The sequence below is a fragment of the Lelliottia sp. WB101 genome, from assembly GCF_003051885.1.
Classification (GTDB): Bacteria; Pseudomonadota; Gammaproteobacteria; order Enterobacterales; family Enterobacteriaceae; genus Enterobacter; species Enterobacter nimipressuralis.
In genome coordinates this window covers 3,274,282-3,285,876 of sequence record NZ_CP028520.1, presented here as the reverse complement: position 1 = coordinate 3,285,876, position 11,595 = coordinate 3,274,282, and the positions used below count along the sequence as shown (strand labels likewise).

Annotated in this window: 13 protein-coding genes and 1 pseudogene; 7 read left to right on the top strand and 7 right to left on the bottom strand. The window is 55.6% G+C overall.

All coding sequences use genetic code 11. The features are described from left to right. The first annotated feature begins 10 nt into the window (after positions 1-10). Positions 11-709: an urea ABC transporter ATP-binding subunit UrtE gene (gene urtE / locus DAI21_RS15845; protein ID WP_100780189.1), complete on the top strand. Its 699-nt coding sequence runs from the start codon at positions 11-13 to the stop codon at positions 707-709. A 69-nt stretch (positions 710-778) separates the two neighbouring features. After that, on the top strand, positions 779-1,420 hold the full coding sequence (gene zinT, locus DAI21_RS15840) for a metal-binding protein ZinT (protein ID WP_107704270.1): 642 nt from the start codon (positions 779-781) through the stop codon (positions 1,418-1,420). Positions 1,421-1,478: 58 nt separating this feature from the next. Here the strand turns inward: zinT and ydeE are convergent. Further along, a pseudogene (gene ydeE / locus DAI21_RS15835) lies at positions 1,479-2,671 on the bottom strand (efflux MFS transporter YdeE). 189 nt (positions 2,672-2,860) lie between these two features. On the opposite strand from ydeE, the gene eamA reads away from it, so the two are divergent. Further along, positions 2,861-3,760 carry an O-acetylserine/cysteine exporter gene (gene eamA, locus DAI21_RS15830; protein ID WP_107703585.1) on the top strand — a complete coding sequence of 300 codons (900 nt, stop codon included), beginning with the start codon at positions 2,861-2,863 and terminating at the stop codon, positions 3,758-3,760. Between the two features lie 32 nt (positions 3,761-3,792). Here the strand turns inward: eamA and marB are convergent, their stop codons facing one another. The 3 genes from marB to marR are packed head-to-tail and all read right to left on the bottom strand — an operon-like array spanning position 3,793 to position 4,878. Then, a complete protein-coding gene (gene marB, locus DAI21_RS15825; RefSeq protein ID WP_100780185.1) occupies positions 3,793-4,011 on the bottom strand; it encodes a multiple antibiotic resistance protein MarB in 219 nt (72 codons plus the stop codon). 31 nt (positions 4,012-4,042) lie between these two features. Beyond that, the gene (gene marA / locus DAI21_RS15820) at positions 4,043-4,426 is read right to left on the bottom strand and encodes an MDR efflux pump AcrAB transcriptional activator MarA (protein ID WP_142503360.1); all 384 of its coding nucleotides are present in this window, start codon (positions 4,424-4,426) and stop codon (positions 4,043-4,045) included. Between the two features lie 17 nt (positions 4,427-4,443). Beyond that, positions 4,444-4,878, bottom strand: coding sequence for a multiple antibiotic resistance transcriptional regulator MarR (marR, locus tag DAI21_RS15815; protein WP_100780183.1), 435 nt, complete (start codon positions 4,876-4,878; stop codon positions 4,444-4,446). A gap of 257 nt (positions 4,879-5,135) precedes the next feature. On the opposite strand from marR, the gene DAI21_RS15810 reads away from it, so the two are divergent. Further along, positions 5,136-5,801, top strand: a complete 666-nt coding sequence (locus DAI21_RS15810; RefSeq protein ID WP_100780182.1) for a MarC family NAAT transporter — start codon at positions 5,136-5,138, stop codon at positions 5,799-5,801. Positions 5,802-5,859: 58 nt separating this feature from the next. Here the strand turns inward: DAI21_RS15810 and DAI21_RS15805 are convergent, their stop codons facing one another. Beyond that, on the bottom strand, positions 5,860-7,056 hold the full coding sequence (locus DAI21_RS15805) for a sugar transporter (protein ID WP_107703584.1): 1,197 nt from the start codon (positions 7,054-7,056) through the stop codon (positions 5,860-5,862). A 173-nt stretch (positions 7,057-7,229) separates the two neighbouring features. On the opposite strand from DAI21_RS15805, the gene DAI21_RS15800 reads away from it, so the two are divergent. Beyond that, positions 7,230-8,024 (top strand): PhzF family phenazine biosynthesis protein, encoded by a 795-nt coding sequence (locus DAI21_RS15800; RefSeq protein ID WP_102103710.1) that lies wholly within the window; start codon positions 7,230-7,232, stop codon positions 8,022-8,024. A gap of 45 nt (positions 8,025-8,069) precedes the next feature. On the opposite strand, the gene DAI21_RS15795 is transcribed toward DAI21_RS15800, so the two are convergent. Then, complete coding sequence (locus tag DAI21_RS15795) at positions 8,070-8,516, bottom strand: VOC family protein (protein ID WP_107703583.1); 447 nt, start codon at positions 8,514-8,516, stop codon at positions 8,070-8,072. A gap of 219 nt (positions 8,517-8,735) precedes the next feature. On the opposite strand from DAI21_RS15795, the gene DAI21_RS15790 reads away from it, so the two are divergent. Beyond that, positions 8,736-9,218: a GNAT family N-acetyltransferase gene (locus DAI21_RS15790; protein WP_107703582.1), complete on the top strand. Its 483-nt coding sequence runs from the start codon at positions 8,736-8,738 to the stop codon at positions 9,216-9,218. Here the strand turns inward: DAI21_RS15790 and DAI21_RS15785 are convergent. After that, complete coding sequence (locus DAI21_RS15785) at positions 9,172-10,050, bottom strand: LysR family transcriptional regulator (RefSeq protein WP_107703581.1); 879 nt, start codon at positions 10,048-10,050, stop codon at positions 9,172-9,174. The genes DAI21_RS15790 and DAI21_RS15785 overlap by 47 nt on opposite strands. Before the next feature lie 99 nt (positions 10,051-10,149). On the opposite strand from DAI21_RS15785, the gene sad reads away from it, so the two are divergent. Further along, on the top strand, positions 10,150-11,538 hold the full coding sequence (gene sad / locus DAI21_RS15780; protein ID WP_107703580.1) for a succinate-semialdehyde dehydrogenase: 1,389 nt from the start codon (positions 10,150-10,152) through the stop codon (positions 11,536-11,538). Positions 11,539-11,595: the final 57 nt, after the last annotated feature.

The window sequence follows — 11,595 nt, the reverse complement described above, 5'->3', positions numbered from 1 at the left end:
AGGAGCCGTCATGCTACAGGTTAACGAACTGAATCAATATTATGGCGGCAGCCACATTTTACGCGGCGTGAGTTTTGATGCGCCCGGCGGGGAGGTCACCTGCTTGCTCGGGCGCAACGGCGTGGGAAAAACAACCTTACTCAAATGCCTGATGGGGCTGATTCCGGCGCGCAGCGGGGAGATTGTCTGGCAGGGCAAAACCATCACTCACGCCAGGCCGCACCATCGCGTGCAGTCTGGTGTGGCGTACGTGCCGCAGGGGCGTGAGATTTTTCCGCGTCTGACGGTGGAAGAAAATCTGCTGCTGGGGATGTCGCGTTTTTCCGCACGAGAGGCGAAAAGCGTCCCGGAGGATATCTGGCAGCTGTTTCCGGTGCTCAAAGAGATGAAGCACCGTCGCGGGGGCGATCTCTCTGGCGGGCAACAGCAGCAACTGGCAATTGGCCGCGCGCTGGCAAGCCGTCCGCAGCTGCTGATCCTCGATGAGCCAACAGAAGGCATTCAGCCGTCAGTGATTAAAGAGATTGGTGTGGTGATTCGCCAGCTCGCCAGCCGGGGCGATATGGCGATTTTACTGGTGGAGCAGTTCTATGATTTTGCCGCGGAACTGGCGGATAACTACCTGCTGATGTCGCGCGGAAGCATCATTCAGCGCGGGCGCGGGGAGAACATGGAGCAGGAGGGCGTTCGCGGCTTAGTGGCGATCTGAGGGTTATTGTTTTTTGAAATGTTATATCATAACATTCGCATTCTCATAACATGGAGTGAGGATCGCGTTTTGGCAGCACATATTGGAAAATTTGCAATGACTCTGGGGGCGCTGCTGGTCAGCGGCCATCTGTTTGCCCACTCGCACGGTCACCAGATGACCGAAGCGGAACAACAAGCGGCGAACGGGGTATTCGAGGATAAAGACGTTAAAGACCGCACGCTCTCCGACTGGGACGGTACCTGGCAGTCCGTTTATCCTTTCCTGGTTGACGGTTCACTGGACCCGGTTTTTAAAAAGAAAGCGGAAAAAGAGGGAAGCAAATCCTTTGACGAGGTGAAAGCCTACTACCGCAAAGGATATGCCACGGACGTAGACACCATCGGTATTGAAAATAACGTGATGGAGTTTCACACCGGCAAAACGGTGGCGAGCTGTCATTATGACTACAGCGGGTTCAAGATCCTGACCTACGCGTCAGGCAAGAAGGGCGTGCGTTACCTGTTTGAGTGTAAAGACGCCAGCTCTAAAGCACCAAAATTTGTGCAGTTCAGCGACCACACTATCGGCCCGCGTGCCTCGGCGCATTTCCATCTCTTTATGGGCGATACCTCCCATGAGGCGCTGCTGAAAGAGATGGATAACTGGCCGACCTATTATCCGAATGAGATGTTTAAAAAGCAGGTGGTGGAGGAGATGTTGCACCACTAAGGTTCCTGCAAGTCACGCTGTTAAACGCCGGGCACGCGCAACGCTGCCCGGCAACACGCTACGCCGTTTCCACTCGCTCAGCCCAGGGCTTCATGCTCATTCCACGCAGGATCATCAGCCAGGCAACCACAATCGCGACCATCATAATCACAAACAGCGACCAGTGCGGCAGGTGGGTCAGAATGAGTCCGGTAATCATCGGGTTCGCCGCCGCGCCCAGCCAGCCCAGCGCCTGCGCCGAGAAGTAGCTCGCTTTCATCCCCGGCGGCGCGATGTTATCGATCAGCAGATATTCACCCGGTGCATAGATAATCTCGCCGATGGTAAACACCGCCGAGGCAATTCCCCAGTAGATCAAATTGGTGCCCGAGAGCATAAACCCGCCCAGCCCGAGCAGGAAGAAGAGTGTCCCGAGCGCCATCAGCGGACGAATGTTGCTGGCCTTCAGCCTGCGACCGATAAAATATTGCAGAGAGACCACCATCGCGGCGTTGGCTGGCAGCACCACGGCGACCACTTTTTCTGCGAATTCACTGGTGTAATCCGCCGCCAGCACATACTGGGAGATACAGCTGGCGAACGAGCCGCCGACGTAAGAGGCCAGCAGACCAGAGAGCGTATACCAGAACAGCGCCCGGTCGCGAAGCAGCACCGAGGGTTGCCACGGAACGGTGACGTTGTCACTGTCTGCCACAATGCTCTTTTGCACATACACCTGAATAAACACCAGCGGCAGCGCGGCGCAGAAGGCCGCCAGCCAGAACGGCAGTTGCAAGCTGTACATCACCAGCAGCGTGCCAATCGGCGGCCCGACCGTCCAGCCGATATTCAGAAAACTGTAGTTGAGAGAGAAGACGCGCGCTTTTTCTCCCGGCGTCAGTACATCTGCAAACCAGGCTTTGAGTACGGTTGAGAACACAGAGTACGCGCAGTTAATCACCGCGAAGAACAACACCACCAGGGTGACATTATTCACCAGCGGAATGGCCACGAAACCGGCAATAAACGCCAGAATCGACAGCAGCATGTAGCGCTTTTTATCGAACTTATCCGCCAGGATGCCAAACCCCATGCTGAACACCACGCCAATGGTCAGGGCGATGGTCAGGGCATAGCCGATATTCGCCACGCTCATCTGGTAAACGCGCGTGAGGTAGATGGTCATAAAGGGCAGCGTGGCCCCCGACCGATGGTTAACAGTAATGACGATGCCAACAACGCTGCGGTTGAGCGCCTGAGTGATGATTTCATTTTCCTGCCCGACATATGCTTATGCTTTTTTTATGTCTCAATGATTATCACGCCATAAGGGGAGTTGTATACCACCCAATTTTTCCGTAAGTGCTTTGTCTGACTGCCAGAATTAATGATCTTTTCCTCACTCGCTTTTTTCGTTACCTTGAATCTGTTTACAAAAATTTAATAAATCAGGGGCAGGGTATGACGCGCAAAGACGGACTGCTGGCGTTGCTGGTGGTCGTGGTATGGGGACTGAATTTTGTGGTGATTAAAGTGGGGCTGCACAATATGCCCCCGCTGATGCTCGCCGGTTTGCGCTTTTTACTGGTGGCCTTCCCGGCGCTGTTTTTTGTCGCCCGTCCAAAGATCCCGTTTCGTCTGCTGCTCGGCTACGGCCTGACCATCAGCTTTGGTCAGTTTGCCTTTCTGTTCTGCGCTATCAAGTTTGGGATGCCAGCCGGGCTGGCGTCGCTGGTGTTACAGGCACAGGCTTTCTTCACCATTATTCTTGGCGCGTTTGTCTTTGGTGAGCGTTTACAGGGCAAACAGCTGGCGGGGATTACGCTTGCGGTATTTGGCGTGCTGGTGCTCGCCGAAGCGAGTCTGAACGGTCAGCACGTGGCGATGCTGGGCTTTATGCTCACACTGGCCGCAGGGCTGAGCTGGGCGTGCGGAAATATCTTCAACAAGCTGATCATGCAGCACGAGGCGCGCCCGGCGGTGATGTCGCTGGTGGTCTGGAGCGCGCTGATCCCGGTCATTCCGTTTATGGTGGCGTCGCTGATGTTTGACGGCCCGGCGCTGATGCTGAAAAGCCTGATTGAGATCGATCTCACCACCATTTTGTCGCTGGTGTATCTGGCCTTCGTCGCGACGATCGTCGGGTATGGCATCTGGGGAACGCTGCTCGGGCGTTATGAAACCTGGCGCGTGGCGCCGTTGTCACTGCTGGTGCCGGTGGTCGGGCTGGCGAGTGCGGCAGTTCTGCTGGGTGAAAAGCTGACGATGCTGCAACTGATCGGCGCGGTGCTGATCATGGCCGGGCTGTACATCAATGTCTTTGGATTGCGGCTGCGTCGGGCGACGCGCATCAGGGGATGAAAAAAGCCCCGCAAACGCGGGGCAAAAACGAATCAGAGGTCGTGCTGATTGTAATACGGCACGCCTAATTCGTCGGATTTGTCGCTACCCGCACCCATATGATTGAAATCAAACGGTGATTGATCGTGTGCGGTAGGCAGAACCATCGTGGTGCGGCTGTTCTGCTGATTAGCGTGAGTGGTTTGCTCCGCAAAAGTCTGGCCGGAGACCAGCACCAGTAAGGTGAGGGCGGCGGAGGCGATACGTTTCATGATTTCCTCGGTTACGTCTTATTACAGGCGATTAGCAATTACAATGTGTTAGCGGATGCAGATAGCGGGATTCGCCGGGCATACTGGTGATTCGGTACTTGTGCGGCGGCACGTCGAAATAGTTCTTGAACGTGCGGGTCAGGGTTTGTTGCGATTCAAACCCATAACGCTCAGCCAGATACAGAATCGGCTCGTTGCTCTCTTTCAGCTTCTGCGCAATTTCCGTCAGCTTACGGCTGCGGATGTATTGCCCTAAAGAATGACCGGTCTCTTTTTTGAACATCCGTTGCAGGTGCCATTTTGAGTAACCTGAACGCTCAGACACCTTCTCAAGTGAGAGCGGCGATTCCAGGTTATCTTCGATCCAGTCCAAAATGCTATGAATAGTGATGGCGTCATTATTGCGTCTGGACATCGTCATACCTCTTCTGTTTACGGCAGGATTTTCTTCAGCAAATGCTCAAGAGTGACCACTTCATCCGCCGTTAAGTTTTTTGTTAGTTCCTGGTGCAGTGTTTGTCCTACTAACTCATGACAGCGTTCGCACATGGCCGCACCATCGCTGGTGAGCTGCACCAGTACGCCGCGCTTGTCATTGGGGTTAGGTCGCCTTTCAATCCATCCTTTGCAGACAAGACGATCGAGCATGCGCGTGAGCGCGCCAAGGTCGACAGAGAGCACCTTTTTCAGCTCAACCGGGGTGATGCACACTTCGCAGCGAATGGAGCACAGCACTTTGAACTGGGTCGCAGTGATGTCCATCGGAGACAGATAGTCGTTGAGCAGGCGATCTTTTTTCTGGTTCACCATATGAATAAGACGGCCCAGTGGAATAATTTCGTTAAAGAGATCACTGGTGCTTTTCACAATGGTTGCCCTGGCAAGTAGTTTAATCACGGCAGATATTATTGCTCAGGCAAGTATAAGTCAACCGAATGTATCCGCCGATGCCACGATTTGCTAAAACGTTTCATGAACTTTTTTTGAGTCCTTTTAAATCATAAACATAACGCTGGGTTATCGTAATTCAGCGGAAAACACTGCTTACGTTGTCTGCGTGGCTGTGTCAGGCCATTTCACCGTATACTGTCAGTGTTGATTATGGATAAGGACGACGACGCACTATGGTGGAATTAATTCAGGCAATAGGACTTGGGCTGGTGGTGCTGTTGCCGCTGGCGAACCCGTTAACAACCGTGGCGTTGTTTTTAGGGCTGGCGGGCAATATGAACAGCGCCGAACGTAACCACCAGTCGTTGATGGCATCGGTGTATGTTTTCATCATCATGATGGTGGCGTATTACGCCGGACAGGTGGTGATGAATACCTTCGGAATTTCGATTCCCGGGTTACGAATTGCAGGGGGCTTAATCGTCGCCTTTATCGGTTTCCGCATGCTGTTCCCGGCGCACAAAGCCCATGAATCGCCGGAAGCGAAAAGCAAATCGGAAGAGATGGAGTCTGAGCCTTCCGCCAATATCGCATTTGTTCCGCTGGCCATGCCAAGCACGGCAGGGCCAGGGACGATAGCGATGATCATCAGCTCCGCATCAACGGTACGTGATGGCACAACCTTCTCCGCGTGGGTCGTCATGGTGGCGCCACCGCTGATCTTTGCCATTATCGGCGTCATTTTGTGGGGATGTTTGCGCAGTTCCGGCGCGATCATGCGTTGGGTGGGTAAAGGTGGTATCGAGGCGATTTCTCGTCTGATGGGCTTCCTGCTGGTCTGTATGGGTGTGCAGTTTATTATTAACGGCGTACTGGAAATTATTAAGACCTACCACTAACACAGCCGGGCCTACACAATCTGTAGGCCCGGGCAATTGCTACTCTCTTCGGCAAAAATCACCCGTGATGCGTCTGCTCTTCCAGCGCCACCGGCCACTTGCGGAAGATCAGAATCGACCAGATCAACGCTGCCAGCGCCGGAATCGCCCCCAGATAGCCAATCGCTGACATAGAAAAATGCAGGCTGATCTGATTTCCCACCAGCGCACCCGCGCCGATGCCTAGATTGAAGATCCCGGAGAAGAGCGACATCGCCACATCGGTGGCATCCGGTGCCAGCGCCAGGACTTTAACCTGCATACCGAGGCCAATAATCATCATCGCCACGCCCCAGCAAATACTCAGTATTGCCAGATTTGTTTCGCTACCCGCTGCCGGCATCAGCAACACCAGACACAGCATCAGGGCACCGATAGCGCCGCTCACCAGCAGCGACGCGTGCTGATTGCCCAGTTTGCCAAACAGGATACTGCCGATAATGCCAGCCCCGCCGAGGAGCAGCAGAAGCACCGTTGCAAAATTAGCGCTAAAGCCCGCGACAACCTGCACAAAAGGTTCAATATAGCTGTAGGCCGTGTAGTGGGCGGTAACGACAATGACCGTCAGCAGATAAATACTCATCAGCGCCGGGCGGCGGAACAGCACCGGCAGGCTTTTAAGCGAGCCGGAGTGTTCACTCGGTAATTTCGGCAGGAGCTTGATCAGGCACAGCAGGGTGATCAATGCGCCCATACCGATGGCAAAGAAGGTGGTTCTCCAGCCGAAATACTGCCCGACGATGCGCCCGATAGGCAGGCCGAGCACCATCGCCAGCGCGGTGCCGGTCGCCAGCAGGCTCAGTGCCTGCGCTCGTTTACCTGCAGGTGCCAGACGAATGGCCAGCGAGGCGGTAATCGACCAGAAAATGGCGTGAGCGAACGCAATACCGATGCGGCTTATCACCAGCACGGTAAAGTTCCAGGCGAGGAACGACAGCACATGGCTGGCGATAAACAGCACAAACAGGCCAATCAACAGCTTGCGTCGCTCCATCTGGCTGGTCAGCAGCATAAACGGCAGGGACATCAGCGCTACCACCCACGCGTAGATGGTCAGCATGATCCCGACCTGCGCAGTTTCCATCTGGAAACTTTGAGCGATATCGGAAAGCAGACCCACGGGAACAAATTCCGTGGTATTGAATATAAACGCGGCAATGGCAAGCGTGACCACACGTAGCCACGCGACCTTGCGTGAAACTGTGTTCGAAGGCATAAGATTTGGGGTTCGTTGCTGAAAAGATGAGAGGGCGATCTTAAAGCCTTAACTGGCTAAAAGACAATCATTATGTGATGCAGATCTCAATATTTTGCTTACACGTCCTGTAGCGAAGGGCGTTGTTTTCCTTGAATATAAAGAACAGCACAATAAAAACAGGCGGTACGACGATGCAAGAAATTGATTTTTATCTGGTGGATGCCTTCAGCGATAAAGCCTTTGGTGGTAACGCCGCCGCAGTGTGTCCGCTGGAGGAGTGGCTTCCGGACGAGACGTTGCTCAGCATGGCGAAGCAACATAATCAGTCGGAGACGGCGTTCTTCGTGCGTACGGACGAGGGTTTTGAGCTGCGCTGGTTTACGACACTTGATGAGATTGACCTGTGTGGGCATGCCACGCTGGCGGCGTCGCATGTGATCTTCGAATATCTCGACTATCCGCATACGGAAATTACCTTCACTACCCGTTTTGTGGGCAAACTGACCGTGAAGCGCAACGGCGACTGGCTGACGCTCAACTTCCCTGCGTGGGCGAGTGAGTCCGTCGATAACCCTCCGGCGCTGCTGTTTTACTCCCTTGGGATCACCAGCGCGAAAGAGGTTCGCGTGGCGCGAGATTATATGGTGGTGCTGGAAAACCAGCAGCAGGTTGAGTCCATCAGCCCGGATATCTCATCCATGATCCCGCTCGACAAAATGGTCTGTATTACGGCGCCCGGCGACGAAGCGGATTTCGTCAGCCGCTTCTTCTGCCCTGGCGAAGGCGTGCCAGAAGATCCGGTGACGGGCTCCACCCACAGCATGCTGATTCCCTACTGGAGCGAAAAGCTCGGCAAAACGCAGATGCAGGCGCGCCAGGTGTCGGCTAGAGGCGGGGATCTGCGCTGTGAGCTACAGGGCGACCGGGTGCTAATTGGCGGGCAAGCCACGCTTTATCTCAAAGGAAAAATCTTCCTGCGCCAGTAGTCTCCGCTTTTACGTCTACATGCCCGCAGCCTGCGGGCATTTTCTTTACCGCTTTTGCGCCACATCCCAGATAAAACCGAAGGGATCCTGCACGCGCGCTTTCACATCTCCCCAGAACATCTCCGCCGGCTCGTTGAGCACCCTGGCTCCGGCCTGCACCATTTTGTTGACCTGTGAGACGGCATCATCGACATACAGATAGAAGATAAACTGCGGTGGGTTGCCGGACGTCAGTGGGCTGCGGAGATCCGAATCCCAGCCCTCCTGATTCAGAGTGAAATTGGTGCCGCGATAGCGAATACGAGCAAACAGCAGCTCGCCGTCTTCACCCTCCAGCTCGGCAATTGCCACCATATCCATTGCGCCGGTATAGAAATCCACGGCTGCCCTGACATCAGGGACGTTAAGCGCGGTGGTCAGCCAGGTGAGCCCCATTCCTTCCCACGGATGGGGGCGATTTTCGACGTTGTTAAACCAGTCCAGTTTTTTCATTTTTATCTCCTCAGGAGGCAGTTAATCAGGGTGCGGCTGCCAGTAGGGGGAGATGTTATCGCGGTTTAAATACAATTACTGTATATAATTACAGTGTCCCGCATTTTTGGCACCCTTTATCAGGTAATCCTCAAACGAGGTGCAGAGATAAGTTAAAAGTATGAACACCTGAACCGAGGTGGCAGCTATGTTGATAACAAACAACAAAAGGAGCCTGCCATGTATTCCATTACCTCTGAATCTGCCTCTCATCCGGATATTCTGGCGCTGATCGCCGCCCTGGACAGCTATCAAACTGAGCTTTACCCGGCGGAAAGCAACCATCTGGTCGATCTCACCCAGCTGGCGGAGGGGTCGCTTTTAATGATGGTGATCCGTGATAACCAGCTGAATGCCGTGGGCTGCGGGGCGATCGTGCTCAACGGCGACGGCAGCGGGGAGATGAAACGGGTGTATATCGATCCCACCCATCGCGGTCAAAGGCTTGGTGAAAAACTACTGGCGGCGCTGGAAGACGAAGCCCTGAGCCGCCACTGCCACACGTTGCGCCTCGAAACCGGTATCAAGCAGCACGCGGCTATTCAGCTGTATGAGCGCTGCGGTTATCAGGCGCGCCCGGCGTTTCCGCCCTACGACGAAGATCCACTTAGCCTGTTTATGGAGAAGGTGCTGGTGGCTGACGTTCGTTTAGCAGTGCTATAAACGCCTCAAGCTGACGCGTCATTGCGCCGCGTCGCCACACCAGCCAGGTCGTGAGCCAGCGCCAGTTTTCCGCCAGCGGCCACGCCCCCACCTGAAGATGCCCCGGCATGCTCTCCAGCATCGAGCGGGGCATCAGCGCAATACCTGCGCCCGCAATCACACAGGCCAGCATACCGTGGTACGACTCCATCTCATGGATCCGCCCCGGCGTGGCGCGATCTGCATGAAACCAGCTCTCCAGATGCCGTCTGTAGGAGCAATTAGCGCGAAACGCGTACACGTCCCGACCGCTCACCTGCGTGGCGCGCGACACCTTTTCATGCCCGGCGGCGGCAACCAGCATCATCTCTTCCTGATAGACCGGCATCCCGTCCAGCTCCGGATGCGAGAGCGGCCCGTCGACAAATGCCGCGCTCAACGTGCCCTCCAGCACGCCATCAATCATCGTGCCGGAAGGTCCGGTGGACAGGGCGAACTGAATGCGCGGATAGCGCTGGTTAAACTGCGCCAGAGATTCAGGAATCCGCACCGCGGCGGTGCTCTCCAGGGCGCCCAGAGCGAACAGCCCCTGCGGTTCATCCCCGGCGACCACCATCCGCGCCTCATCGACCAGGGCGAGGATCTGCTTGCTGTAGCGCAGAAAGTTATGCCCGGCGGGTGAGAGGCGCAAACGCTGGTTTTCACGGATAAACAGCTCAACGCCAAGATCCGCCTCCAGCTGACGGATTCGGGTGGTCAGGTTGGACGGCACACGATGCACCTTTTGCGCTGCCTGGGTGATGCTCCCGGTCTGGGCGACGGCGTTAAACATTTCGAGCTGAGTTAAATCCATAGCATTCTCTATTCGTGAATAAGTGAGTCAGTATTATTCATTTTTAAGAAATAGCAGAGTGAGCCACAATCAATCAACCCTTATTACGTGGAGAAGACTATGACTCATTCACCGGCTACCCATGCGCAGTCAATTAATCCGGCTAACGGCGAAACCCTCGCGGCCTATCCGTGGGCCACCGCCGCCGAGGTAGAGCAGGCGATCGCGCGGGCGGATCGCGGTTTCCGTCAGTGGCGCAATGAAAGCGTTACTCACCGGGCGCAGAAACTGCGCGATCTTGCTACCGCACTGCGGGCGCGCGCAGAAGAGATGGCGCAAATGCTGTCCCGTGAGATGGGTAAACCTATTTTGCAGGCACGCGCCGAAGTCACGAAATCTGCCGGTCTGTGCGACTGGTACGCCGAGCACGGCCCGGCGATGCTGGCTGCGGAACCGACGCAGGTTGAAAATCAAAAAGCGGTGATCGAGTATCGCCCGCTGGGACCGGTGCTGGCGGTGATGCCGTGGAACTTCCCGCTGTGGCAGGTGCTGCGCGGGGCGGTACCGATTCTGCTCGCCGGTAACAGCTATCTGCTGAAACACGCGCCGAACGTTCTGGGGTCGGCGACGCTTATCGGCGAGATGTTCGCGGATGCCGGTTTTGCGCCGGGGGTGTTTGGCTGGATCAACGCCACGAACGACGGCGTCAGCCAGGCGATTAACGATCGTCGCATCGCTGCGATTACCGTCACCGGGAGCGTACGAGCCGGGGCGGCGATTGGTGCACAGGCGGCTGCGGCCCTCAAAAAATGCGTGCTGGAGCTGGGTGGGTCCGATCCCTTTATTGTGCTGAACGATGCGGATCTGGATCTGGCCGTGAAAGCGGCCGTCGCCGGGCGCTATCAGAATACCGGACAGGTGTGCGCGGCCGCTAAACGCTTTATCGTCGAAGAGGGTATCGCTGAGCAGTTTACCGAACGCTTTGTTGCGGCCGCTGCGGCCCTGAAGATGGGCGCGCCCGATAACGAAGAGAACTATCTGGGGCCGATGGCGCGGTTCGATCTGCGTGATGAACTGCATCAGCAGGTACAGGCGACGCTTAACGAGGGCGCAACGCTTTTACTCGGCGGAGAGAAAGTGGCCGGTGCGGGGAATTACTATCCGGCGACCGTATTAGGCAACGTCACCCCAGAAATGACCGCGTTTCGTCAGGAGCTGTTCGGTCCGGTCGCCGCGATCACCGTGGCGAAAGACGCGGAACATGCCCTGATGCTTGCAAACGACAGTGATTTTGGTCTGTCGGCGACGGTGTTTACCGCCGATGCGCAACGTGCCGAGGCGTTTGCTCGCCAGCTGGAGTGCGGCGGGGTGTTCATCAATGGCTACAGCGCCAGCGATGCGCGCGTGGCTTTTGGCGGCGTGAAGAAGAGCGGCTTTGGCCGTGAGTTATCTCACTTTGGTTTGCATGAGTTCTGCAATATCCAGACCGTATGGAAAGACCGCGTGTAGGTCTTGTTAAACTTGCTTAAAAGGCCTTCACCGCGAAGGCCTTTGTCATTTTTGTGT